At 72.0% G+C, this 24,308-nt stretch carries 25 protein-coding genes; 7 read left to right on the top strand and 18 right to left on the bottom strand.

Annotation, left to right across the window (positions count from 1 at the left end; genetic code table 11):
• Nucleotides 1-37: 37 nt before the first annotated feature.
• From cmr1 to FFT21_RS03500, 13 genes are all read right to left on the bottom strand, one after another.
• Nucleotides 38-1,288 (bottom strand): type III-B CRISPR module RAMP protein Cmr1, encoded by a 1,251-nt coding sequence (gene cmr1, locus FFT21_RS03555; RefSeq protein WP_192909367.1) that lies wholly within the window; start codon nt 1,286-1,288, stop codon nt 38-40.
• A complete protein-coding gene (locus tag FFT21_RS29065; RefSeq protein ID WP_192909366.1) occupies nt 1,285-2,712 on the bottom strand; it encodes a hypothetical protein in 1,428 nt (475 codons plus the stop codon). The genes cmr1 and FFT21_RS29065 overlap by 4 nt, the downstream gene beginning before the upstream one ends.
• Nucleotides 2,697-3,659: a hypothetical protein gene (locus FFT21_RS03550; protein WP_137812252.1), complete on the bottom strand. Its 963-nt coding sequence runs from the start codon at nt 3,657-3,659 to the stop codon at nt 2,697-2,699. The genes FFT21_RS29065 and FFT21_RS03550 overlap by 16 nt, the downstream gene beginning before the upstream one ends.
• Complete coding sequence (gene cmr6, locus FFT21_RS03545; protein WP_137812251.1) at nt 3,656-4,480, bottom strand: type III-B CRISPR module RAMP protein Cmr6; 825 nt, start codon at nt 4,478-4,480, stop codon at nt 3,656-3,658. Before cmr6 ends, FFT21_RS03550 begins: the two co-directional genes overlap by 4 nt.
• The gene (locus FFT21_RS03540; protein ID WP_137812250.1) at nt 4,477-4,923 is read right to left on the bottom strand and encodes a type III-B CRISPR module-associated protein Cmr5; all 447 of its coding nucleotides are present in this window, start codon (nt 4,921-4,923) and stop codon (nt 4,477-4,479) included. Before FFT21_RS03540 ends, cmr6 begins: the two co-directional genes overlap by 4 nt.
• Complete coding sequence (gene cmr4 / locus FFT21_RS03535; RefSeq protein ID WP_192909365.1) at nt 4,920-5,972, bottom strand: type III-B CRISPR module RAMP protein Cmr4; 1,053 nt, start codon at nt 5,970-5,972, stop codon at nt 4,920-4,922. Before cmr4 ends, FFT21_RS03540 begins: the two co-directional genes overlap by 4 nt.
• Complete coding sequence (locus tag FFT21_RS03530; RefSeq protein ID WP_137812248.1) at nt 5,972-7,033, bottom strand: type III-B CRISPR module-associated Cmr3 family protein; 1,062 nt, start codon at nt 7,031-7,033, stop codon at nt 5,972-5,974. The genes cmr4 and FFT21_RS03530 overlap by 1 nt, the downstream gene beginning before the upstream one ends.
• On the bottom strand, nt 7,030-8,817 hold the full coding sequence (locus FFT21_RS03525) for a Cas10/Cmr2 second palm domain-containing protein (RefSeq protein WP_192909364.1): 1,788 nt from the start codon (nt 8,815-8,817) through the stop codon (nt 7,030-7,032). The genes FFT21_RS03530 and FFT21_RS03525 overlap by 4 nt, the downstream gene beginning before the upstream one ends.
• A 100-nt stretch (nt 8,818-8,917) precedes the next feature.
• A complete protein-coding gene (locus FFT21_RS03520; RefSeq protein ID WP_137812246.1) occupies nt 8,918-9,334 on the bottom strand; it encodes a hypothetical protein in 417 nt (138 codons plus the stop codon).
• Nucleotides 9,315-9,881, bottom strand: coding sequence for a serine/threonine-protein kinase (locus FFT21_RS03515; RefSeq protein ID WP_137812245.1), 567 nt, complete (start codon nt 9,879-9,881; stop codon nt 9,315-9,317). Before FFT21_RS03515 ends, FFT21_RS03520 begins: the two co-directional genes overlap by 20 nt.
• 319 nt (nt 9,882-10,200) lie before the next feature.
• Nucleotides 10,201-11,187, bottom strand: a complete 987-nt coding sequence (locus FFT21_RS03510; protein ID WP_192909363.1) for an NADPH:quinone oxidoreductase family protein — start codon at nt 11,185-11,187, stop codon at nt 10,201-10,203.
• A gap of 82 nt (nt 11,188-11,269) precedes the next feature.
• Nucleotides 11,270-11,917 carry a TetR/AcrR family transcriptional regulator gene (locus FFT21_RS03505; RefSeq protein WP_371856703.1) on the bottom strand — a complete coding sequence of 216 codons (648 nt, stop codon included), beginning with the start codon at nt 11,915-11,917 and terminating at the stop codon, nt 11,270-11,272.
• A gap of 128 nt (nt 11,918-12,045) precedes the next feature.
• Complete coding sequence (locus FFT21_RS03500) at nt 12,046-13,026, bottom strand: phosphotriesterase family protein (protein WP_137812243.1); 981 nt, start codon at nt 13,024-13,026, stop codon at nt 12,046-12,048.
• A gap of 237 nt (nt 13,027-13,263) precedes the next feature.
• On the opposite strand from FFT21_RS03500, the gene FFT21_RS03495 reads away from it, so the two are divergent.
• A complete protein-coding gene (locus FFT21_RS03495; protein WP_225978064.1) occupies nt 13,264-14,166 on the top strand; it encodes an acyl-CoA thioesterase in 903 nt (300 codons plus the stop codon).
• A 101-nt stretch (nt 14,167-14,267) separates the two neighbouring features.
• Here FFT21_RS03495 and FFT21_RS03490 read toward each other — a convergent pair whose 3' ends face one another.
• Nucleotides 14,268-15,485 (bottom strand): acetyl-CoA C-acetyltransferase, encoded by a 1,218-nt coding sequence (locus FFT21_RS03490; RefSeq protein ID WP_137812242.1) that lies wholly within the window; start codon nt 15,483-15,485, stop codon nt 14,268-14,270.
• A 139-nt stretch (nt 15,486-15,624) separates the two neighbouring features.
• On the opposite strand from FFT21_RS03490, the gene FFT21_RS03485 reads away from it, so the two are divergent.
• Both FFT21_RS03485 and FFT21_RS03480 read left to right on the top strand, forming a co-directional pair.
• On the top strand, nt 15,625-16,236 hold the full coding sequence (locus tag FFT21_RS03485) for a TetR/AcrR family transcriptional regulator (protein ID WP_137812241.1): 612 nt from the start codon (nt 15,625-15,627) through the stop codon (nt 16,234-16,236).
• Between the two features lie 143 nt (nt 16,237-16,379).
• Nucleotides 16,380-17,321, top strand: a complete 942-nt coding sequence (locus tag FFT21_RS03480) for a slipin family protein (RefSeq protein ID WP_137812240.1) — start codon at nt 16,380-16,382, stop codon at nt 17,319-17,321.
• 490 nt (nt 17,322-17,811) lie between these two features.
• Here the strand turns inward: FFT21_RS03480 and FFT21_RS03475 are convergent, their stop codons facing one another.
• Nucleotides 17,812-18,135 carry an alpha/beta fold hydrolase gene (locus FFT21_RS03475; protein WP_264081619.1) on the bottom strand — a complete coding sequence of 108 codons (324 nt, stop codon included), beginning with the start codon at nt 18,133-18,135 and terminating at the stop codon, nt 17,812-17,814.
• A 481-nt stretch (nt 18,136-18,616) separates the two neighbouring features.
• Here FFT21_RS03475 and FFT21_RS03470 point away from each other — a divergent pair, with 481 nt between their 5' ends.
• Nucleotides 18,617-19,246: a hypothetical protein gene (locus FFT21_RS03470; protein ID WP_137812239.1), complete on the top strand. Its 630-nt coding sequence runs from the start codon at nt 18,617-18,619 to the stop codon at nt 19,244-19,246.
• A gap of 208 nt (nt 19,247-19,454) precedes the next feature.
• Here the strand turns inward: FFT21_RS03470 and mtnC are convergent, their stop codons facing one another.
• From mtnC to mtnB, 3 genes are read right to left on the bottom strand one after another with little or no spacing between them, the layout of a single operon-like run.
• Nucleotides 19,455-20,144, bottom strand: coding sequence for an acireductone synthase (gene mtnC / locus FFT21_RS03465; RefSeq protein ID WP_137812238.1), 690 nt, complete (start codon nt 20,142-20,144; stop codon nt 19,455-19,457).
• Nucleotides 20,141-20,719 carry a 1,2-dihydroxy-3-keto-5-methylthiopentene dioxygenase gene (locus FFT21_RS03460; protein ID WP_137812237.1) on the bottom strand — a complete coding sequence of 193 codons (579 nt, stop codon included), beginning with the start codon at nt 20,717-20,719 and terminating at the stop codon, nt 20,141-20,143. The genes mtnC and FFT21_RS03460 overlap by 4 nt, the downstream gene beginning before the upstream one ends.
• A 20-nt stretch (nt 20,720-20,739) precedes the next feature.
• Nucleotides 20,740-21,381: a methylthioribulose 1-phosphate dehydratase gene (mtnB, locus tag FFT21_RS03455; protein WP_225978063.1), complete on the bottom strand. Its 642-nt coding sequence runs from the start codon at nt 21,379-21,381 to the stop codon at nt 20,740-20,742.
• 294 nt (nt 21,382-21,675) lie between these two features.
• On the opposite strand from mtnB, the gene FFT21_RS03450 reads away from it, so the two are divergent.
• The 3 genes from FFT21_RS03450 (at nt 21,676) to FFT21_RS03440 (ending at nt 24,304) form a co-directional block, all read left to right on the top strand.
• Nucleotides 21,676-22,431, top strand: coding sequence for a GntR family transcriptional regulator (locus tag FFT21_RS03450; protein WP_137812235.1), 756 nt, complete (start codon nt 21,676-21,678; stop codon nt 22,429-22,431).
• Nucleotides 22,432-22,640: 209 nt separating this feature from the next.
• On the top strand, nt 22,641-22,868 hold the full coding sequence (locus tag FFT21_RS03445) for a 4Fe-4S dicluster domain-containing protein (RefSeq protein WP_137812234.1): 228 nt from the start codon (nt 22,641-22,643) through the stop codon (nt 22,866-22,868).
• A gap of 8 nt (nt 22,869-22,876) precedes the next feature.
• Nucleotides 22,877-24,304 carry an ABC transporter substrate-binding protein gene (locus tag FFT21_RS03440; RefSeq protein WP_137812233.1) on the top strand — a complete coding sequence of 476 codons (1,428 nt, stop codon included), beginning with the start codon at nt 22,877-22,879 and terminating at the stop codon, nt 24,302-24,304.
• The last annotated feature ends 4 nt before the right edge of the window (nt 24,305-24,308 follow it).

Genomic DNA, 24,308 nt, shown 5'->3' with positions numbered 1-24,308 from the left:
GCCGCGCAGGTGGACATCGGCGGCGGAGGGTCGGTCGCTACGGTCTCGGGTAGAAGTTCCTCGGCAGGCGGTCATGGTCGTCGCACCAGTCCTGCACGGCCCTCTCCACCGTGGCTTCATCGGGCGCGGGTAGGTCGCGGGTTCGGCTGCCGGTCATTCTCAGGTCAGCGCCGTCGGGGAGCAGCCGAGCCCAGAAGGCATGCGTGAAGACGCCCCAGGTCTCCCTGCCGGTTCTGTCGCGGCCCAGGAACACCGGTCGCAGCCACACCGGCGAGGCGCGGCGCAGCGGAGCACCGTTGAGGGCGGGTTCCACCGTCGCCTTGAACGGACCTCGTCCTCGTTTCGCCGAGTAGTAACCGACAGGCAGGCCGAGTGCGGCGATGGGGTATTCGGTTTCGTCGCCGTGAATGACGTGGCGCCACTCCGGGGAACGGGTGTCGTCGCCGATCGGGCCGCCCGGATCGACCACCGCGCGGAATGCCCGCCACTCGCGGCCGGCAAGGTCCAACGCGGCATCGAGTGACGTCGGCGTGCCGTGCAGCATCCGGCCGAACCACCAGCGGGGGGCCAGCACCGGGAACTCCGGCAGCGGCTCCGCCTCGTCGGGTTGCCCTTCGAGCAGCCGCCAGTCGCCGAGCGGGCTCTTCGCCTGGATCTCGGTCGGCACCGCTCGCTCCCCCAGCGCCGCCCACTCCCCCGCGGTCCGGGTGGTCGTCAGGTCCGCTTCTCGCCACCGGCCGGGGAGCCGCCCCGCGGTGACGCGCGCGCAGGCCAGTTGACCGAAGCCGCGGCGGGTGCGGGCGCCGAGTCCGCCGTAGGTGAGCCAGGCCCAGAGAGCCAGCATGAATCGGCCGTTGACCGTCTCGTCGTCGCCGAACCGGACGTCGAGATCGAAGGTTCGGCCCGGGTGGACGTAGTCGCGGGTGAGGCCGTCCCGGTAGCTCCACAGTCCCTGGCCCAGGAGGTACTGCGCGCCGCAGAAGCGGTCTCGGCGGCCCGGGGAGTAGGTCGCCCAGTCCGGTCGGGAGCCCCTTCCCGCGGCGAGGGGCTGCTCCCGCACGCGCAGCGCGATGCGGGAGCGGCGGGCCGTGCTGCCGAAGACTTCTTCTTCCTGCCGGAAGAGTTCCTTGAGGTCGGTGACGCCGTGGCCGGCGGCGACGGCACGGAACCAGAAGCGCAGCGCGCCACGGATGGACGGAACGCGGACCGGGCTGCCGGTTTCCCGCGCCGGGTCGTCCCCGCTGAACAGCGGGGTGACGACCGTGAGGTGCAGTGTGGTCCAGCTCATGGGCGTCCTCCTCGAACGCGGCGCAGCCGACCGAGCGGGGCGGTGACCGGCCGGTCGTCCCACAGGATCTGCGCGGCCAGGCCGGCCGCGAAGGCCCAGCCGGTCATCAGGACCAGGACCCCGGCGGCCGGGGCGGCGGTCCGGTCCTCCAGTTCCTTGCATCCGGCCAGCGGCCGCGCGGCCCACACGTCGGTGTTCCACCAGCCGAGCAGGCATTCGCCGTGCTCGCCCACGGACGGCGCGACGAAGCCGAGGAGCAGCAGGCTGAGCACGAACGCGTACATCGTGCCGATGAACCCGATCAGGGCGCCCCGGCCGAGTGCGGGCCACAGCCGCACGCCGTGCAGCCGCAACTCCAGCACCACGTACAGCAGCGCGCCGGCCAGGAGGCCCGCGCCGACCCGCCAGCCGTGCGGATCGAGCCACCAGCGGGACGTGAAGCTCAGCAGGGCCAGCAGGCCCACGAGGGCCGCCGCGGGCATCCGTAGCAGGGCCAGGGAGTCCTTTCGGTCACCGAGGCCGACGATGGCGGCCAGCAACCCGGCGCCGACCATGCCGAGCGCCGACCATCGGGCCACGTCCGCGTCGACCTTTTGAGAGAACAGCAGCGCGCACAGGACGAGTGCCAGGCTCGGGAAGGCCAGCGGCAGCAACCGCCCGCGGACGGTGCCGAGCGCGAACCCGGTGGCGGCGCCGAACAGCGCCCCTCGGGGCAGCCAGTGGTTGTCGGCGAGGTCGGCGGCGATCCGCGCGTGATCCTTGCTGGCCTGCCTGGTGGCCTCCGCGGTGTCCGGTTCGGTCGGCGACAGGTGCAGCGCGGCGGGTGCGAAGGGCCACCGGCCCGCGCTGGGCCGGGCCGCGGTCGGCCACGTCATGCTCAGCCAGCACAGCTCCGTTTCGAAGTCGCCAGGCCGCGCGGTGTGCAGGTTGGCCAGCCACGGGTCGTCCTCCCACCCGTTGAGGTATCCCAGCCATTCCTCCCGTGCGGCGCGCCCCTGGTGAAGCCAGTGTTCCCCAACGGGTTCCATGCCGGGGCGTCCCGCCACCTTCACCTGGTCCGGCAACAGCTCGCAACTGTCCTTTTCGGGCAGGCGAAAGTACAAGCTCCACAGCAGGAACCGGAACCGGGCCGCCCTCGACCGGATGTCTTCGGGAATCGGCTCGCGGAGCCGGTACAGCCAGAGGGCGAAGCCGAGCAGGGCTGCCATCCGGCCGTCGACCGAGCGGGCCCTGTCATACGACCGCAGCCTGCTGGGATCGTCCAGGACGTATGCCAGGTCCCGATGGTCGATGAGGGTCGCGTTCTCGGTCAGGTCGATCAGCCGCCGGCCGGTCGCCGCATGCCCGGTCGTTGGCGGATCGGCCGGGAGTACGACGCGCAGATAGTGGTCGACGGCGCCCTCCGCCGTCAGGACCGTAGCCACAACGCCTCCGTCATGATCAGCCCGGACTGGCTGAGGGTGAGGCGTCCGCCCGTGTCCTCCTTCAGCAGCATGCCGGCGATGTCGCTGTACTCGTCCGCCGACAGTTCCGTGTCCCTGCCTTCCTGTTTGAGCTGGTTGACCAGGGCACGCGCCTTCGTCAGCGGCCGTCCGGTGAGGTATCGGACGGGCAGTTCGACGATGTGTTCCGGGCTGCCCGGCTTCGACCGGTGGGTCGCCGCCGCGGTCAGTTCGGGTTTCGGGCGCCGATCCTGCGGGTGCCGATGCTCGAACTCGGTCCGGATGCCCTCGGCCATCACCAGCAGGTAGGGCAGGACGGGCTTGTATCCGCCGGAGCAGTGCAGCACCACATGCCAGGTGCCGTGCGCGGCCTGCATGGCGGTTTCCGTGATCATCCCGCCGATGGCGCCCAGCGCACGCCAGGGGTGGTCCGTCCTGGGCCCTTCGCCCGTCTCGGTCAGGTCCAGGCCAGGCACCCGCAGCAGGTACACCCGGCCCGGTTCGATCGGCTGGGTGCGGGCGGCCAGCGGGTCGTTGACGTAGGTGATGGTGCCGTCCAGCGCATACCGGGTGGCTGCCAGGAACGCCGCACGCAGGCCCTCGGTGGTGTCGGTGGCGATCAGCACGTACGACTCTCCCGTGGGAGCGACATACTCCGGCTGGTTCTTGTACGCCTCCACCGAGGTCCACTCCGCGCACCACTCCGCGTCGGCGCGGCGCAGCCGGTCGCACACCTCCTCTCCCACCAGTGCCGCGACAGTCAGTGGACCGACGTTGCCTCCGGCACGATGCGCCAGTTCCACGTCCACGCGGCGGTCCTCGGTGTGGGAGGTCGCCGGATCGAGCGCCCGGCGTACCGTGCGCGGGGCTCCGTTCTCCTCGTTCAACAGCGACACGCCGACCGGGAGCACGTGCATCGTCAGCGTCACGGGTCGATTTCCTCCGCCTTGACGTGGCAGTAGCCGTAACCCGCCGAGGTCTTGCCGCCGATGCCGAGTTGGTCGGCGGCGTCCCGCAGCAGTTCCACCACGTCGTCCACATCGGACGGTGGACCGAGAAGCAGGGTGCGGAAGGCGCCGCCCTCCACGGCGAGGAACTGGACCGGCACCGGGTTGTGGTACTCGGCCGGCGGGGTGACCAGCGTCCGGTGGTCGTCGTTGGCCTCGTCGTAGTAGGGCTTCACGTGCGGGGTGAGGACGTCCACCACCACCCTTGGCCGGGGATCGGCGTCGGGGAGCGCGTCGAGGATGGTCACCGCTCCCCTGCCGTCCACGTCGGGTTCGCCGGGCCGCGGCGCGCCGAACAGCCGGCGCACCCGGTCCGCGTCGAGTACCGACCGGGCGTGTGCCGCGGCCAGGCCCTTCAGCCCGGAGGCCGGCCACATCGGGACGCCGTAGCTCGGGGAGAGGGTGAGGCTGGTGTCCTGCACCGAGTCCTCGCCGTGCCCGACCACCACCCTCCACTGCGGACGGATCAGCAGGGCGCGGGCGGCGTACCCCCTGCCCCTGCGGCGCAGCAGGCCGCGGGCGGCGGCGAGACGTCGCCTGTGGACGGCGGCGATCGCGGTGGCCGGCACGGCGTTCGCCGCGGCGGCCACCGCCCGCAGGTGCTTGGCCCGCAGGTCGGGGTCACGCGCCAGGGTCGAGCCGTCGCGGACCCCCAGCCAGACTCCCCGGAGCAGCAGGTGCGCGTTGATGTCCGGTGGCCACTCGGGCAGCCGGCTCAGTGGCCCGTAGCGGACCGCCGTCACGGCGCATCACCGCCGGCGTCGACCCGGCGCGGCGCGCTTTCCTCCTGGCGGGCCTTCTCTTCGGCCTGGAACCGTGCCTCGGCGAGTCGGGCAAGCCAGATCGCGAACTGCCGCGCCCTGGCCTCGGCGAGCCGGTACCGCTGGTCGCTGCCCGATGCGGTGAGCGCGTCGAGCAGGGCCAGGGCGTCTCCCCGACCGTCCCGGGTCCGAATGCCGGCGGACGCGGTGGCGTCGGCGAGGATGGCCCTGGCGGCCACCCGGTACCGGTTTCCCTCGTCGCCGTCAGCGCGGGACAACAGGTAGGCGCCGCTCGCGATCAGGCCGTGCGACCGGATCATCACCGGTAGCGAGCGCAGCACGGTGCGCAGGTCCTTGCCGATGCGGTCGGCGGGCAGGGCGTCCGCGGCCTTGGCGGCCAACTCCAGGTCGAGGCGTCGGGTCATTTCTGCCGTTTCTGTTGTGCCAGCAACCCGGGATTGGGTCGCGCGGCTCCGGTCGACGGTTGCGGATTCGGTGAGGTGTCGTCCCGCGACCGTGGCGCCGTGGCGGGGACCGGCTGCGGTGCGGCGGCGGTCGGCTGGTCGGCGGCGCTCACCGCGTGGTCCAGGTCGGCGCCGCGGTGCACCCGGCACCACAGCAACCCCTTACCGATCGTCTCGTTGCCGCCCAGTTGCAACGGCTTGCCGTCCAGCAGCTCGGACAGCCGGTCGAGCTGGCCCGCCGGCCCGGCCAGCAGGGCGGCCAACACGGTCTCGACCGGCAGATACTCCGAATAGAACGGACCGTTGGCGACGGCCTTGTCGTCGTCGAGCTGCACCCGGGCGACCACGTCGGTGCCGGTCTCGCCGAGATCCTTCAGCAGGTCGTCGCCGGCCAGGATGACGTCCTCGGCCAGCTTGGACCTGGTGTAGTCGAAGGCGGCGTCGGTGGGGCAGGCCAGCGACCCGAAAACCCGTCCGATACGGCCCATCGCGTCGTCGGCGGTCACGTTCTGCTGGAAGGCGCCAACCACCTGCGTCCCGGCCCAGTCGCCGGTGCCCAGCGCGGCGTCCCGGCGGGCCGGTGGCCGGAAGGCGTCGCCCCGCCGCGACCCGGCCAGGATCGCCTTGCGCCACAGGCGGTTCAGCGCCAGGTCGGAGGTCACCCAGGCGAAACCGCGCCGCAGCGCGGCCGCCGGGAACAGCAGCAGTTGCGCATCGCCGATCGACACCGTGCCCTTGACCAGCATCCGACTGCCGCTGCCGTCGTCGGCTTCACCGTCCGAGCCCGGGTATCCGGGTGGCGGCGAGCCGAACACCGCCTTCTGGTCGTCCACCGTCCATCCGTCGTCGCGGGCGGCCTGGCGGAGCGCGCCCTTGAGGCTCTGGCCCCAGATCACCGGAAGGTTCGTGCCCGCCTCCCGCTGGACGGGCAGGTCCACCGCGCCCAGTGCCTCACTTCCACCGGCGTGTACCGGGGTCTCCGCGAACAGCACCAACAATCGTCGTTCCACTACCATCTCCCGATCAGGCAGGTGCCGAAGCCCGCGCCGATGATGTCCTTGACCCGATCCCGTGTGGACTGTCCGGGCAGCAACCTGCCGTGGTGTTTCCGCGCCCAGGCGGCGGCATCGCCCGCGGGGTCGAACCTGAGGTAGAACACGCTGCCGGCGGGCACCGCCCACGCGAACAGGCGGGTCTTGCCGAAGTCCCGCCCGTGGCGCGGCGAAGCGTGCGCGATCGGCGCCGGGCCGCCCACGGCAAGGGCGCACAGCTCCGCGGTGGCGTCCGGCGGGGTCCAGAGCACGTCGTCGAGCAACGCCGGGGTGGCCAGGTAGACGGCGACCCGGCCGCCGGGGAAGTCACCCGGGTGCCTGGGCAGCGGATCGGCGGACTCGGCCACGGAGACGGTGGCCAGCCTGCCGCGTCCGCCGAGCGGGACGAGGGTGCGCTGGAGGGTGATCGGGTCGGGGTCCTCGCAGCCGACCAGGAACCGCATCTCGTCAAGCGGCCGCAGGTGGCTCATCGTGTAGAGCAGGCCGGAGTTGGCCGTGCCGACGAAATCGCCGTCCCAGTGCCGGGCCAGCCCGAGCCGGTGCTCCGGCCGCCACGGCGGCTCCGCGAACCGGCGCCGGTTGTTCGGCAACGGTTCGCCCGGTGCGAGCGAGTCGGCGGTGAGCCAGTCCGCCAGCCAACCGCCGGTGACCCACGCCTCCGCCCAGTCGCCGTCGCCGGTCAGCGCGTGGCTGAGGTGGTGGCTGTCGTCCAGATCGGACACCGCGTCGTCGCGGCGCTCTTCTACGCCGAGGCGGCGCCACGTGTCCCCGTCCCACACGATGTCTCGCGGGAGCGGAAACAGCGGCTCGCCGTCGACGTCCACGACGGGGCCGAGAATGCGGCCGGCGTTGCGACCGAGGACTGTGCGCACCACGCCGCCCAGGGTGGTCGGGGGTGGGGCGACGCTGCTGGCCCCGCTGGCGTCGCCGGCGAGGAACGAGCGCCCGTCGCGCACCATGACCGTGTCCAGCGGCTGCACGGCCAGCCAGGTGAGGTGTGTCGGTTTCTCGGCGGTCATCGGCACTCCCGGGCGAGGAAGCGGCCGACCAGGGCCGCGGGCACCGGGTTGAAGCCGTGGGTACCGCGCTCGTCCAGGCCCAGCGCGCAGAGGGCGTCGGCGACCTCGGCGGTGCCGCCCTGCCGGGCCACCAGCCGGTCCAGTTCGGCTCGCAGCAGCGACCACAGTTCCGGCGTCCGGCCGAGTTCGTCGAGATGCATCCGGTCCTGTTCCAGTCGGGCGGCCAGGCGGGCCGAGAAGGTGGCGGCCTGGCCGCGTGGCGCGACAACGTCCAGCAGGTCGGCGGCGGTCCGGCCCTTGCCGTCCTCGGGGGGCCACCAGGGCAGGATCGTGCGGGCACGTTCCCCGCCGCGGCGGCGGACCACCACGGTGAGCGCGTTCCGGTTGCGTCCGCCCCGGCCCTCGGCCTTCTTGGCGCGGTGCAGGGCGTCCTGCGCGGCCGCGATCGCCTCCTGCAGCGATCTGGTCATGTGGCTGAACAGGACCGCGGTGGACGCGGTGACGGTGCCGCCGCCGGGACCGGCCGCCGCCAGCGGACTGCCGGCGATCGCGTCGCGGGTGAGCAGGCGCAGCTCCTTGGCCAGCCGCAACGCCCGTGCGGCGGGTGCGAAGGCGACGAAGTCGTCGCCGCCGGCGTAGACGGACACGCCGAGATGGTCGGCGGAGTCGGCCAGCGCGCGCTGGGCGTGGCCGAGTTCCGCCAGCGCCTCCGCCGCACGCCGCTGGTCGGCCAGGCCGAGCCCGCTGATCGCGGTGCCCAGCCTGTCCAGGTCCTGGACCACGATCGCGTAGTAGGGCGTCAGCCGTGCATCGTCCACTGCGGACACGAGCTGCCGGGCCTGCTGGTGACCGCGGTCGATCAGCCCGCCGTCCAGGTCGTCGCCGTGCTCGGCGCGCAGCGCGTCCGGTTCCCAGGCGTCCGGGCTCACCGCTGTACCCAGCCGGTCGCTCAGCGCCCGCAGACCGTCGGGAATGGGTATACCGGGCGGGAGGCCCCGGTGCCGCCGACCGTCCCCGATCTGCCGGAGAATCTCGTCCAGCTCACCGACCGGCCGGGACAGTCGCGCGCGGAACTCCTCGTCGGCCGCGGCCCGGGTGAGCAGCGCCGCCCGGAACGCCGCACTGGCGACCACCGTGGTGGACGGGAAGTCGGCGTCGTCGTCGGCGCGACCGTGGTGACGCTTGGTCCACCCGGCCACGGACAGCTTCTCGGTGCGGTCCCGCCTGGCCGTCCTCCTCGGCACGCCCGCCGCGGCCGGCAGGGCGGGCGACTGGGTGCACAGCGCGGTCGGCCCCGGTGACACCGGGTCAAACACCCGGGCCCGCCGGCGCTCGCCCATCGCGGCACCGGCCCGCCGCCACAGCGCCCGGTACTCCGCGTCGTCACCGAACGATCCGGTGACGGACACCCAGGCGAGATCCGGAAACCCGGGCGTTGGGCGATCCGCGCCGAAGGCTCGTTCGACCAGGCCGCGCCAGGCCGACCGCGCGGCCTCCGCGGCCTGGCGTGCGAGGTCCGGTCCCGTGCCCGCCGGCGCCAGGAAGGCCAGCTTGTTCGTCACGTCCGCGGTCCCGCCAGCCGCCCGCGCGAGCGTGCCCGGCGTCGGGAACACCAGCCCGCACGGCCACGGGCGGTCGGCTAACGCGCTCTGCACGGCGTGCGCGGCCTGTGTCATCACATATCGCACCACCGAACTGGCGCCGGCGGCGTCCACCGTCTTCCTGGACTCGGCAACGAACCGCTGCACGCCGCCCACGGACACGAACACGAGATCAATCGGCAATGCGTCCCCCCGGACCGTAGCCGCGCCTATCCATGCCGTAGAGCCACCACTCACGGTGACCGATAACCTACGCTCAGCATTCCCTCGAACGGGCAGTATGTTACAACAGGTGGCCGATGCCTTCGATCGGCGCATCACGTCTCGTAGCGGACTGCGCGCCGAGGTTGGCGTCGGGTGGGCAGGCGGCGAGTACGGCGTCGCTGACGGCGCCCTGGTGATGGGCGCCCTCGTGGCCGTCGGTGAGTAGGTCGGTCAGGTAGACGAACACCAGCCGCCGGGTGGGATCGGTCCAGGCGAGGCAACAGTTGCTGCCGTTGTGGCCGAAGGTCAGCGGGCTGCTCAGGTTGCCCATCGGGCGGGGTTGTCCGAGCTCCTGCGCGGACCGGCAGTCGGCCATCGTGGGCGAGGATCCCGGGCGCACCTCCCCGTTCGCGCAGCCACGGTCCTGGAACTGCAGGTCGCTCAGCATGACGTCGGTGCCCGGGGCATCGTCCCGGTCACTCCACGGCAGGGTCACCGCCGAATCCGGCGGCGTGGGTGAGCTGGGTCTCCCCGCGTACCTGGGCGATGCCGAAATCCGCGAGCTTGGCCCCCTGGTCGTCGGGCAGCACCATGATGTTGCCCGGCTTGACGTCGCGGTGCACGATGCCCGCGTCGTGCGCCTGGCGCAGGGCGCCGAGAATCTCCAGGCCGAGCGCGGCCACCCGCCTCGGTGGCATGGGCCCGGTCCGCCTGACCAGTTCGCTCACCGACGGGGCCTCGACGAGCTCCATCACGATGTGCACGCGGCCGTCCTGCCACACGGCGTCGTACACCGTGACCACCGCGCGGTGGTTCAGCCGACCGCTGGCCCGCACCTCGCGGAGCATGCGCTGGGCGGCCTCCCCGCTCGCCTCCGGTGGCCCCGGCACCACCGGCAGTTCCTTCACCGCGACCGGCCGGCCGATCAGCCGGTCCTCGGCACGCCACACCACGCCCATGCCACCGCGGCCGATCTCCGCGAGGAGCACATAGCGGTCGGCGATCATCCGGTCTTCGGTTGGTGTTCCCGCAGCACTCACCATTCCGTTTTCCCCAGGGCACCGAACAGGCCCGGCCGGCACGCCGAATTTTCGTTCTCCTGAACAGGACGAACTCATATTCGGCGCCGAGCGGCGGGCAGGCGCACGCCGCCCGCCGCCGACGCCCGCCAAGATAGCCGAATTCACCCGCGGCAGCACGCCATCCTTTCCGGACGCGGCCAGCGCATTTCAGCGCGGCTGCACATTTCCGGATTTCAGGGGAAACGTCGGTTCTCGAATGACCCGGAGGGGCGGCTGGTGACGCGTCAGGCGGCCGACCAGGGGGATCCCGGCCGGCCGCGCCGAGCGCGCGGTGACGACCTCAGCCTGCGACCACCGCGACCCGGCCGACGGTGCTGCCGTCGGCGACCCGCTGGACGGCGTCGGCCGCGTCGACCAGCGGCAGCCGCTCGCTGATCAGCGGCTTGACCACGCCCTTCTCGGCCAGCGCGGTCAACTCGTCGTGCGCCTGGCGCACCGCCTTGGGGTCGTAGGTGTTGTACAGGCCCCAGTGCAGCCCGACGATCGAGTAGTTCTTGATCAGCGCGTGGTTCAGCCCCGGCGTGGGGATGCCGCCGCTGGCGAAGCCGACCACGAGCAGCCGGCCCTCGAACGCGATGCACTTGGTGGACCGGGTGTACGCGTCGCCGCCGACCGGGTCGTAGATCACGTCGGCGCCGCGCGCGCCGGTGACCTCCTTGACCACCGCGACGAAGTCCTGCTCGCGCCGGTCGACCACCACATCCGCGCCGAGCCGGCGGGCCACCTCGGCCTTGCCCGGGCCGCCGACCACGCCGATCACCCGGGCGCCGGCCGCCTTGCCCAACTGCACCGCGGCGCTGCCCACGCCCCCAGCGGCGGCGTGCACCAGCAGCGTCTCCCCCGGCCGCAGCGCGGCCCGGCGGTGCAGGCCGAACCAGCCGGTCTGGTAGCCGATGAACAGGGCGGCCGCCTCGGCGTCGTCCAGCGCGGGCGGCGCGGGGAAGGTGCGCGCCGCCTCCATCAGGGTCAGCTCGCCGAACGCGCCGGTCGGCAGCACAGGGGAGCCGATCACCCGCTCCCCCACGCTCAGACCGGACACGCCGTCGCCGAGCGCGACCACCTCACCGCACAACTCCACGCCCGGAGTGAACGGCAGCGGCGGCTTGATCTGGTACTGGCCCCGGCACAGCAACGCGTCCGGGAAGTTCACCGCGGCGGCCCGCAGCCGGACCAGCACCTCGCCCGGACCGGGCTGCGGGTCGGCCACCTCCTCCAGCCGCATCGCGTCCCGGGGCTCGCCGAGTTCGTGCACGCGCCACGCCTTCACGCCGCCTCCTGATCCATGATGCCGTACCGACTGGTCGGTCTGGCTACCGTACCGTGCCGCCCGCGCCCGGCGCGACCGCCGGTCAGGCCACCGGCCGCAGCGAGCTGAGCAGCAGCTCGGCGAAGTGGTCGCCGACCTGCTCGCCGGACATCGGCCCACCCCGGTGGTACCACGTGCCCAGGTGGTGCACCGAGCCGAAGAAGAAGTCGACCACCAGTTCGGCCGGCACGTCGTCGCGGAACAGCCCGGCGCGCTGGCCCTCCTGCACCATGGCCCGGAACTGCTCGTGGTAGCGGCGCCGCTCGGCGCGCACCGTCCGCTGCTTGTCCGCGCTGAGCTGGTGCATCGACCGAAAGAAGATCTTGGTGTCGTCCAGGTTGGCGATGCTGGTCACCACCACGTCCGCGGCCGCGGCGCGCAGCCGCTCGGGAAGCGTGCCCTCGCTGGCGGCGAACTTCTCCAGCCGCTCGGTCTGCATGCGCAGCACCCGGGCGTAGATCTCGTAGAGCAGGTCGTCCTTGGAGTCGAAGTAGTGGTACATCGCTCCCTTGGTGACCCCGGCGACGTCCACGATCTCCTGCACCGAGGTGTGCTCGAACCCCTTCTCGGCGAACAGCCGGGTGGCCACCGCGAGCAGCCGCTGCGGTACCGTCCCCTCGGCCGCGCGCCCACCGTTGGCCGCGTTGCCGGACGTCTCGCGCCCGCGCCGGGCCTTCGTGCGTACCGCCACCTCGACCTCCCCACATCCGCCCGCCGTCGGCGAGCACCTCCCTCCGAGCATACCGACCGGTAGGTCGCTTACCCGGCGCGAACACGGCGGCGTCCCCGGAATCCCGGCGGGTGAGACGTGCGGCGACTCTAGTAGCCGCCGCCGTGGGCGAGGATCCGGCGAGGATTGTCCACCAGCATCTGCCGGATCTGATCCTCCGTGACGCCCCGCTCCCGCAGCGCGGGCAGCACGTCCCGGGTGATGTGCAGGTAGTGCCAGTTCGGCAGGATGGCCGGCACGTCCTTCATCGGCAGCCAGTCGATGTAGCAGGAGGCGTCGTGGGAGAGCACCATCTTCTCCGCGTACCCGCGCTCGCACAGCGCGGCCACGGTCGCCACCCGCTCCTCGAAGGGCAGCAGGATGTCGATGCCGAAGCGGTCCATGCCGAGATAGGAGCCGCGGTCGGCGATCTTGGTGAGGTAGTCGAGGTCGGTGGTGTCCCCGGAGTGACCGATCACCACGCGGCTCAGGTCCACGCCCTCGGCGGCGAACACGTCCTGCTGCTCCAGGCCGCGCCCGCTGGGCGCGTGGGTGTGCGTCACGATCGGCACCCCGGTCTGCCGGTGCGCCTGGGCGACCGCGCGCAGCACCCGCTCCACGCCGGGGGTGATGCCCGGCTCGTCGGTGGCGCACTTGAGCACCCCGGCCCTGACCCCGGTGCCGGCGATGCCCTCGGTGATGTCGTTGACGAACATCTCCACCAGCGGCTCCGGGCCGTCCAGCAGCGTGCCGGGCCCGCGGAAGTGCAGGTAGTGCGGGACGTCGTGGTAGGTGTAGAGGCCGGTGGCCACGACGATGTTGAGGTCCACCTCGGCGGCGACCCGCTGGATGCGCGGGATGTAGCGGCCCAGGCCGATCACCGTCGGGTCGACGATGGTGCGGACGCCCTCGGCGGCCAGTTCCCGCAGCCGCCGCACCGCCTCCGGCACCTGCTCCTCCTCGCGGAACCCCTCGTGCTCGGGGTAGTTCGCCACGAACTCGGGGCTGAGCACGAACACGTGCTCGTGCATGAGCACCTGGCCGAGGTCGGCCTCGTCGATCGGGCCGCGGACGGTCTGCACCGTGGACACTGTCGATCCTCCTCATCAGCGCGCGACCGCGGCCGACGCCCCAGCGCGGTCAACACCGACCGGTCGGTATGTGGAGGTTAGGAGCGGGCGGTGCCGTGGTCAACCCTCGACGGACCGGTGAGCAAGCGCTTAGTCTGCCGAGGTGATCCAGAACCGGCGCGGGGTACACGGGCGGCCCCGGAACGCGCCAAGGCTTCGAAACAAGCACGACGGGCGCCGACCCTGCGGGAGGTTGACGTGACGCTGGGGACCGCGGTGGACCCGCTCGACGCGCTGGTCTCGCTGCTCGACCTGGAGCCGACCGGGCCGGACGGCTACCGCGGCCACAGCCCGCAGTACCCGATGCGCCGGGTATTCGGCGGCCAGGTCGCGGCGCAGGCCCTGGTCGCCGCCGGCCGCACGGTGGACGCGGAGCGGCCGGTGCACTCGCTGCACGCGTACTTCCTGGCGCCCGGCGACCCCTCGGTGCCGATCGACTACACCGTCCAGCGGCTGCGGGACGGTCGTTCGTTCAGCGCCCGGCAGGTGCTCGCCAGCCAGCGCGGCGAGACGATCTTCACGATGTCGGCGTCGTTCCAGCGTCCCGGTGAGGGGCCAGAGCACCGGCCGGAGATGCCGGACGCGCCCGACCCCGAGTCGCTGGCCCGGCTGTCCGATCGGGTGTCGCCCTACCCGGACCGCACGCCCGCGTGGTGGCGCCAGCCGAACGCCATCGACCTGCGGTTCACCGACAAGCCGCCGCTCCTCGGCGACACCGGCCCCCGCGAGCCCCGGCAGCGGGTGTGGCTGCGCGCCAACGGCACGCTGCCCGACGACCCGGCCCTGCACTCCTGCGTGCTGGCCTACGCGTCGGACATGTCACTGCTCGGGTCGATCCTGCTGCCGCACGGCGCGGAGTACCAGCCCGGTGAGATCGCCATGGCCAGCCTGGACCACGCCATGTGGTTCCACCGGCCGGTGCGCGCCGACCGGTGGCTGCTGTACGCCCAGGAGAGCCCGACCTCCTCCGGCGCCCGCGGGTTCACCCGGGCGGGGATCTTCACCCGGGACGGCGACCTGGCGGTATCCGTGGCTCAGGAGGGCATGGTCCGGGTCCGCCGGTCCGCACGACCCGCGAACCCGCCGCGCGACGGTCGCTGACGACCGCGGATCCACCGAGGTTCGCCGGCACGGAAGACCCGCCGCGCGGACCGGCAACGGTGCCCGGGGAGGCGGGGCCACCTCCCCGGGCGGGACGGCGCTCAGCTCAGCCGCTCGAACACCATGGCCATGCCCTGGCCGCCGCCGACGCACATCGTCTCCAGGCCGATCTGCTTGTCGTGGAACTGCAACGAGTTGATCAGCGTGGTGGTGATCCGGGCGCCGGTCATGCCGAACGGGTGGCCGACCGCGATGGCGCCGCCGTTGACGTTGAGCTTCTCCATGGGCACACCGAGGTCCTGCGCGGACGGCAGCACCTGCGCGGCGAACGCCTCGTTGATCTCCACGAGGTCGACGTCGTCGATGGTCATCCCGGCACGGGCCAGGGCCTGCTGGGAGGCTCCGACCGGGCCGAGGCCCATGATCTCCGGGGACAGACCGGTGACCCCGGTGGACACGATCCGGGCCAGCGGGGTGATGCCCAGCTCGCGCGCCTTGGTGTCGGACATGACCACCACCGCGGCGGCGCCGTCGTTGAGTGGGCAGCAGTTGCCCGCGGTGACCGTGCCGTCCGGCCGGAACACCGGCTGCAGCGCGGCCACCTTCTCCAGCGTGGTGCCCCGCCGGGGGCCGTCGTCCGCCTCGACCACGGTGCCGTCCGGCAGGGTGACCGGGGTGATCTCGCGCTTCCAGAACCCGCTGTCGATGGCCTGCTCGGCGAGGTTCTGCGAGCGCACGCCAAACTCGTCCTGCGCGGCCCTGCTGATGCCCTTGAGCTGGGCGACGTTCTCCGCGGTCTGCCCCATGGCGATGTAGACGTCCGGAAGGTTCCCGCTCTCCCGCGGGTCGGACCAGGTCTGCCCGCCCGCCGCGAACCGCTCGGTGCGCGCCCTGGCGTCGGCGAACACCGGGTTCTCGGTGTCCGGCAGCGAGTCGGAGTTGCCCCTGGCGTAGCGGCTGACCATCTCCACGCCGGCGCTGACGAACACGTCGCCCTCGCCAGCCTTGATGGCGTGGAAGGCCATCCGGGTGGTCTGCAGGCTGGACGAGCAGTACCGGGTGACGGTGGTGCCGGGCAGGTGGTCCATGCCCAGCAGCACCGCGACCACCCGCGCCATGTTGAAGCCCTGCTCTCCGCCGGGGAGACCGCAGCCCAGCATCAGGTCGTCGATCTGTGTCGGATCCAGTTCCGGCACCTTGTCCAGCGCCGCGCGCACGATGCGCGCGGTGAGGTCGTCCGGGCGCAGGTCCTTCAGGGATCCCTTGTTGGCCCGTCCGATCGGCGACCGGGCGGTGGCGACAATGACTGCCTCGGGCACTGGATCTCCTCCCCGTACGGCTGTGACTAAGCGCTTGCTAAGGCTGGTGACCGCGCGGTGTCATGTCAACACCGGGTAGCTGTGACGCTGGCGTCTCCTGCGGCACGGGCCGGGAGCCGATGAGGGAGGATGGTCGGCCATGACCACCACGCTGTCCGCCGACCTGTGGCCGGATGTGCAGCCCGAGGCGGCGCGCCGGCTGATGATGGCCGCGCTCGAGTCCTTCGCCGAGCGCGGCTACCACGCGACCACCACCCGGGACATCGCCACCGGCGCCGGCATGAGCCCGGCGGCGCTGTACGTCTACTTCCCGTCCAAGGTGGCGCTGCTGTTCACCATCAGCCGCAGCGGGCACGAGCAGACCCTCGCCATGATCCAGCAGGCGGTGGCCGGCGACGACGACCCGCCGAGCCGGATGCGCCGACTGGTCGAGGATTTCGTGGCCTGGCACGCCCGGCGGCACACGGTCGCCCGGGTGGTGCAGTACGAGCTGCACGCCCTGCCGGAGGAGGAGTACCGGGTCATCGCCGGGCTGCGCAGGAAGATCGAGCAGACCGTACGCAACGTGATCGTCGAGGGCGTGCAGGCCGGCGTGTTCACCGTGCCGGACGTGAAGACCGCGGCCCGCGCGGTGCTGTCCCTGGGCATCGACGTGGCCCGCTGGTACGACGAGCGGACGCGCAAGACGCCGAAGGCGCTGGGCGCCGAGTACGCCGAACTGACGCTGCGCATGCTGGGCGCCGCCGGCTGACCGGCCGGCGTCGTCACGCCGGCCCCGACGGGTGGCGGCGGGACTATCATGCCTGGTGAAGACGGTCGGATCGCACCGCAGCGGGAGCCGGCGAAAGGCGCGGGTCGGCGGCGCGGCGGCCGCGACGGAATGCGGGGCGTGACATGGTTGTCATCGACGCACTCATCGGCATTCTCGTTCTCGGCGTGGCCTGGCTGTCCCTCGGCGTCCGGGTCGTCAAGCAGTACGAGCGCGGCGTGGTGTTCCGCTTCGGCCGCGCCCTGGGCCACGTCCGCGGGCCGGGGCTGGCCTTCATCGCGCCGGTCGCCGACCGGCTGCAGAAGGTCAACATGCAGATCGTCACCATGCCGGTGCCCGCGCAGGAGGGCATCACCCGGGACAACGTGACCGTCCGGGTGGACGCGGTGGTCTACTTCAAGGTCATCGACCCGGTCCGGGCGGTGGTGGACGTGCAGGACTACCTGTTCGCCGTCGGGCAGGTCGCGCAGACCTCGCTGCGCTCGATCATCGGCAAGAGCGACCTGGACGACCTGCTGTCCAACCGGGAGCGGCTGAACCAGGGCCTCGAGGTGATGATCGACAGCCCGGCGCTGGGCTGGGGCATCCACATCGACCGGGTGGAGATCAAGGACGTGGCGCTGCCGGAGACGATGAAGCGGTCGATGTCCCGGCAGGCCGAGGCGGAGCGGGAGCGCCGCGCCCGGGTCATCACCGCCGACGGCGAGCTGCAGGCCTCGCAGAAGCTCGCCGACGCCGCCGCGGCCATGTCGAAGACACCCGCCGCGCTGCAACTCCGCCTGCTGCAGACCATGGTCGAGGTGGCCGCCGAGAAGAACTCGACCGTGGTGCTGCCCTTCCCGGTGGAGCTGCTGCGGTTCCTGGAGCAGTCGACGACGGTCACGGCCGGCCAGCGGCCGGCGGCCACCCCGGTGCCGGAACAGGCGGCGGCCGCTCCCGTCCCCGCGGAGCGGGCGCCGACCATGCCGCCGGCGCCCCGCGAGGCGCCGGCCGAGCAGCTCACCGCCGACCGGGCCACCGTGGACGACGAGCGTGCCGCCACCGGCCGGCCTCCCCAGGCGTCCTGAACCGACACCGCCCGGGAACGTCGAAAACTCCGTTGCCCGGCCGCTCGCCGAACCTCTAGCGTTCCCGGTACACGGGAAAGGAGGTGGTCCAGCGTTGAATATTCGTCGGACTCGTGAGGTGGCTGTCCGCTAGGACCGCCCTACGCTGCGTCGCGGCCGGCCCCGCGTGGGCGGGCGGGCCTTGCGAATACCAGGCAGCTACCCGGCCCCCGGAGTTCCGAGCCCAGTCCAGCTCGGACCCGCACGCCCCGGCGTCGCGGTGCACCGCTCCGGGGGTCGCTGCCTTTCCGGACAGATCAAGACACGACTGACACATGTCCCTCTCCTCACCTTTGTTTGGGTGGGGCCATCGTGATTCCGCCCTGAAGAGGTAGATCATCGCGGTGCGGAGTCTGCTCAGTGCACGGGCCCTGGGGCGGTGTGCCGCAGGATGGCGGGAACGACGAGGTCCCACGTCGAGCGAGGCGGCGGCTGCTGGTGGCCGGCACCGTCACAGGCGATCCGCCATCCCGGGAAGATCGTCGGCCGGGCCGGAGCTCGTCGACACCAGTGTCAGCGTGGCGACGTGGCCGGGATGCTCGATCGCGAGGGACAGCGCGATGCCGCCGCCCATCGACAGCCCGACCACGTGGGCGCGGCCGCCGGCCAGGACGTCGATCAGTCCAACGGCGTCATCGACCAGGTCGGGACCCGTATAGTCCGGCGCGTCGGGCGGGTAGGTGATCGACCGACCGGTGTCGCGGTGGTCGTAGCGGATGACGAACCGGCCGCCGTCTGCCAGGCGCCGGCAGAAGTCGGTATCCCACCAGTCCATCGACGCGGCGTGCCCCGGAGATGAGCAGCACCGCCGGCGCGTCCTCGTCGCCGAAGGTCTCCACGCACAGGTCAACCCCATTGGCCCGGACCAGCCGCTCATTACCCATGGTTCCCTCCGACGCCCGACGTGCATGCACCACCACAGACATACGGACCGATCCGGGCCGTGACACTCATCGGACCCGCACAACCTGATCACGATCGCGATCACCAACAACCCCCTTGGCCTGGCGGTTCGGCACCCACAGAACCCGAGGAGAGGGACATGTGTGCGGTACCGGGCCGACGACATGCGAATGGACCGCTCGGGTGGCCGGGCGCCGTCAACTTCCGCAATCGCGTGGCGAACCGCGAAGCAGGACCCGCGAGCGGATGACCTTTTCGGGTACAACCGGGCCCACGGCGGCACGCCGGAGGATGCCCCTGTGTAGCGTCCTGCACCGGGGGTGACAGGGGTGCCGCCGTATCAGCGTTTGGTCGTGTTTGTCGTCCTGGCACTGGTCGTGCCGGCCTCCGCATGTGGCTACGGCGTCAATCCATCCGTCAACTTCAAGCCGAGTTTCCTCCCTCTGGAGTTCAGCTTCGATTTCGAGGGAAACCTGACGGTCAGTTTCTCACCGAGCCTGGTGACACCGCTGGGTGTGATCTCCGCTTCGCAACCGACACCTCCTCCGGGCCCGAACGACAGCACTCTGGCGATACGCAAGCGCCACGGCAAACCTCAATCGCTGGCTCCCACCGAGGAGCCGCAGGAAACGGTCTACGGCTTCACTCTGCACGGCATTCAGACAAGCACCACGCCGCTCGCCGTCCAGGCTCAGGGCGGGGTCGTGCCAGAGGCCGCCGGCAACACGACAACGGTGCGGGTGGCCGAGGAGGTACGCGAACTGAAAGTGGTCGCGGCGCACCCGGAGCAGGTCCAACAACCCAGTGACGCGCCAACCACCCAGACGCGCGTGTCCGCGGTTCCGAACACGTCCTCGGCGAAGCCCTCCGCCAGCACATCCGGCGGCGCGGGCACCTCGCCCCTTCCCCCACCCAGCGGGACGACCGGACCGCGAACCACGGGGTCGGCACGCGTGCCACCCTCCGGCGCTGGCCACACCTAGCCCCAGCGACCGGCTCCGCACGGCTCGCGGCGCCGCGCGCCGCTCCGAGGGTCGCTGCATTTCCGTGGCGTTCACCGCCAGGTGATTACAGGTTCAACCAACCGGGTACGCGGTGGGTAGATCAGGTTCACGGCGCCCGGGAAGCGCCGCCGACCCGCCCGGCCCGGTGCCACCGAGCGCGCAGGAGCACCGGGCTGGGTGTCCAAGGTCACCGGCGCGGGTCGAACCCGTGCAGGCTCTCGACCACCCGATGCCGGCCCAGGTCCTGGAAGCGTTCCTCCGGCCGGCGCACACCGATCGTGTGCCAGCCGGCCTCGGCGGCGGCGTCCAACTCGGCCGGGATGTCGGAGAGGAACACCAGCCGCTCGCCGGGCAGCCCCACCGCCTCGGCGATCCGCCGGTACGAGGACGCCTCCCGTTTCCCGCCGGCGTTGGTCAGATCGAAGTGGCCGGAGAGCAGACCAGTCAGGTCGCCGTACGGGGTGTGCGCGAACCAGCCGCGCTGCGCCTCCACCGATCCGGACGAGTAGACGTAGACCGCGAGGCCACCGTCCACCCAGGACCGCAGCGCGCCGGGCACGTCCGGGTACAGGTGGGACACCAGTTCTCCGGACGCGTAGCCGGCCCGCCAGATCTCGCCCTGCGCGGTCTTCAGCGGCGCCGCCTTGACGTCCTCGTCGATCCAACGCCGCAGGATCTCGGCGACCTCGGTCTCGCCCGCGTCCGGCCGGCCCGCGAGGTCCCGGGTCTGCGCCAGTACCTCCGCGACCACCGCGGTGTCCCGGTGCTCGGCCAACCAGTCGCCGATCCGCTCGCGGGAGTACGGGAACAGCACCCGATGCACGTGGTCGGTGGCGGCGACGGTGCCCTCGATGTCGATGACGGCCGCGGAGATCACTGCCCGCCGGCCACCAACTCGTCCAGCGAGGGGAAGCGCGCGGAGATCCCGCTTCCGGTGAAGTTGCCGATCCAGCCGTCCTCCTCCTGGAAGAACCGGATCGCCGCGAACGCCGGCCGCTCCCCCATGTCGAACCAGTGCGTGGTGCCGGCGGGCACGGCCAGCAGGTCACCGGCCTCGCACACCACCGCGTAGACGCGGTCGCCCAAGTGCAGATAGAAGCAGCCGCTGCCCTCCACGAAGAAGCGCACCTCGTCCTCGTCGTGGGTGTGCTCGTCGAGGAACTTGGTGCGCGCCGCACGGGCCTTCTCCGGCCACCCCGGGTCCTCGTCGTCCGGGTGCAGGCGCACCACGTCCACCAGCCGGTAGTCGCCCTGCTTGCACAGCCGGTCCACGTCCTCCCGGTATGCCTCCAGGACCTCGTCCTCGCCGGCGTCGTCGGGCAGCGGGGCGTTGGCCTGCCAGCGCTCGAACCACATCCCGTGCGGGCCGAGTTCGTCGTTGATCTTCTCCGGGTCCGTGGTACGCAGCAGCACCCTGGCGTCGTCCTCGGCCATCACCTGCAGGATCGTCATGGCGGCGCTCCCCTTTCGGTTCAGCGGTGCACCAGCAGGTGTTGCTGGCACAGCAGTTCCAGGCATTCCAGCCGGTTGCGGGCGGTCTCCAGGTCCGGGCCCCAGGTGGTCGCCCCGTGGTGGGCGATCAGCAGCACCGGGACGTGCGGTTTGGTGGCGCCGGCGTAGAACCGCCGCACGTCGTCGCCGATCTTCGACACGTCCGCCCAGTTGGCGAACACCGGCACGGTGACCTGCTCCGGGTGCGGGCCGCCCAGGCCCTTGATGATCTCGTAGTGGGCGAACGACGCGCTGTCCAACCCGGCGATCGCCACCCGGCTGGACAGCGCGGTGCCGTGCGGGATGTGCGCGTGCACCACGGCGCCGCAGTCCGGGAAGGAGCGGTACAGCGCCAGGTGAATCGCGGTCTCGGCGGACGGCCGGGCGCCGCCCGCGTGCCGCACCTCGCCGGTGGCCACGTCGACGGCCACCATGTCCGCCGCGGACATCTCGCCCTTGCTACGGCCGCTCGGCGTCACCGCGGCCAGCCCGCCGGGCAGCCGCACGGACAGATTGCCCGAGGTGCCCTCCATCCACCCGCGCGCGTAGAGGGCGCGTGCGGTTCCGGCCAGCGCCTCGCCCGGCGCGGTCAGTTCCGGAGACAGGGCCAGGGACTCGGACACAGAACATCTCCCCTGCGGTCGCGTCGGCGGTGGGCGGCACACCGGCATCGCATCCTAGGGGCGCGGTCCTCGCGGCGGCCGCAACCATCAAGACCACCGCGGCGGCCCCAGCGCTGTCAACGCCGTCCAGCACATGGACCCGGGTCGGGTGGCGGGACGCCACCGGTCGCCGGATCGACCGCTGGTCGAGCCGCTGACCAGGTGGCGTAACACGCCGTTAACACATTCGGAATGGCAGCGAAATACGCCCCGGCGACGTTCGGCGTCGACCACCGGCGCCACGGGGGAGGTTGGATGACCGCCGTACGCATCCCGCACGACCGCCGGCCGCGTGCGGACCGCGCGCGGCAGGTGGCCGACGTGCTGCGTCAGCAGGTGGTGCGGGGCGCCTTCGGCACCGGCGCGCTGCCGGACGAGCGGCTGCTGGCCACCGAGTTCGCCGCGTCGCGTAACACCATCCGGGAGGCGCTGACCATCCTGCGCGCCGAGCGGCTGATCGAGCGGGTCCCCAGCGTCGGCACCCTGGTGGTCAACCAGAAGTACTGCCACGGCCTGGACCGGCTGATGGGCCTGGCCGAGATGCTGCACGAGCACGGCACGGTGACCAACGAGGTGCGGGTCGCGGGACTGCTCCGCCCGCCGCGGTCGGTGGCCAGTCGGCTGCGGGTGCCGGACGGCGGCTCGGTGATCTACGTGGAGCGGCTGCGCCGGCTGAACGGCAGCCCGCTCTCCCTCGACCTCACCTACCTGGTGCCCGACATCGGGCGGCCGCTGCTGGAGCAGGACCTCGAGCACCGGGACATCTTCGCGCTGATCGAGAACGTCTCCGGGCACCGGCTGGGCACCGCCGAGGTGACCGTGGAGGCGGTCAACGCCGACGCCCACTCGGCCGCCGTGCTGGACGTGCCCGAGGGCGCCGCGCTCCTGGTGGCCGAGCGGCTCAGCCGCCTGGACGACGGCCGGCCGGTCGACCTGGAGTTCATCCGCTTCCGGGGGGACCGGCTGACCATGCGCGCCCGGCTGTCCCGGGACGAGGAGGGCGCCCGGTGAGGTCGGCGCTCCTCGTCGCCCGCGTGCACGTGGACCTGCGGCGGCAGGCCAGCGCGCTGTGTAGGTAGCCGCGCTCGGCGGCGGCCCGCGCACCGCTGCTGAACGCTCCGCTCATCTCCTCGCCGAACCTCTTCCGTCTTCGGTGTCCCTGCCTGCCGTGCCCGGCCGGGCACGGCCCTCCCCGAGATCCCCGTCATGGAGGACCACCCATGCCTCTGGTGGACAACCGCGTCGACGTTCCGGTGACCGTCGACGAGTCCCGCTGCATCGAGGGCTGCCGGCTGTGCGTGGACATGTGCCCGCTCGACTCGCTGGCCATCCACCCCGAGACCAACAAGGCGTACATGCACGTGGACGAGTGCTGGTACTGCGGCCCGTGCGCCGCCCGCTGCCCCACCGGCGCGGTGACCGTCAACATGCCGTACCTGCTGCGGTGAGGCCCACCATGGAACACCGGAAAGCCTGGATCGTCGCCGTGGTCAGCGCGCTGGTCGCCGCGCTCGGCGGCTGCGGCGGCGGCGCGTCGGCCGGCGAGACCGTGCCGGTGGTGGTCGGCTACCAGTCCAGGACGATCAACACGGTGACCGCGGGGACCCTGCTCCGCTCGCTCGGCTACTTCGAGAAACGGCTGGCGGAGCTGGGCGCGCGCACCGGCAAGAAGTACACGGTGACCTGGCGGGACTACGACACCGGCGCGCCGATCACCGCGCAGATGATCGCCGGCAAGATCGACATCGGCTCGATGGGCGACTACCCGATGCTGATCAACGGGTCGCGCACGCAGAAGCTGTCCGACAACCGCACCGAGATGGTCTCGGTCACCGGCTACAACGCCCGCGGCGCGCTGAACATGGTGGTCGTCGCGCCGAACTCGACGGCGACCTCGCTGGTGGACCTCAAGGGTCAGAAGGTGTCCACCAGCGTCGGATCCGCCGCACACGGAACGTTGGTGCACGCGCTCAGCGACGCCGGGCTGAACCCGGTCACCGACGTGCGGACGGAGAACCAGCAGCCGTCCGTGGGCGCGTCCGCGCTGCAGGCGGGCGGCGTCGCCGCGCTGTCGCAGTTCGTCGCCTGGCCCGGCCAGCTCGTGTTCGCCGGGCAGGCGAAACCGCTCTACGACGGCGGCGCGCTGAACGTGCCCACGCTGCACGGCGTGGTGGTGCGCCGCGGCTTCGCCGCCGAGCAACCCGACGTGCTGGATGCGTTCCTGTCCGCCCAGCTCGACGCCACCCGCCATCTCTGGGCCCATCCCCTGGCCGCGGCCGAGTCGGTGGCCAGGGACACCGGGCTGCCGCCCGAGGTGGTCTACCTCTACAACGGCCGCAACGGGATGGTGACCTTCGACGCCACGGTCAAGTCAGAGCAGCGTGCCGCGCTTCGCGGGGACCTGCCGTTCCTGAAGTCGATCGGCAACCTGGACGACCTGGACGTCGGCTCGTTCGTCGACGACGGCGCGTTGCGGCGGGTGTACGGCGGCTCCTACGACGCCGACACGCGACGCACCGACAACCAGGCCCGGATCGGTGGGGCCGACCCGGTCTGCCAGCGCCCGGTCACCGATCCGGCCACCGCCGGGGAGACCTGGCTGGCCGGCGAGGAGGACACCCACCCCTCGGCCACGCCCACCTGCCTGCTGCGGTTCGTGAAGTCCGCGCAGGCCGGGGGGAAACGGATGCGTGCGGCGTACGTGCCGGACGCGCTGACCGGCACCCGGTGGTTCGCCGACCACGCCGTCCGGGTCACCGACCCGGCCGCCGGTCCGGACACGCACCTGCTGCCGTTCACCACCGAAGCCAACGCCCGGCGGTACCTCGCCGCGCATCCCGGCGCCACCGAACTCGACTACCCGACCGCGCTGGCCCAGGCCTGAGAGG

The organism is Gandjariella thermophila, from assembly GCF_005405885.1.
Classification (GTDB): domain Bacteria; phylum Actinomycetota; class Actinomycetes; order Mycobacteriales; family Pseudonocardiaceae; genus Gandjariella; species Gandjariella thermophila.
The sequence above is the reverse complement of the archived record's forward strand: the minus strand, read 5'-3'. Positions and strand labels throughout refer to the sequence as shown.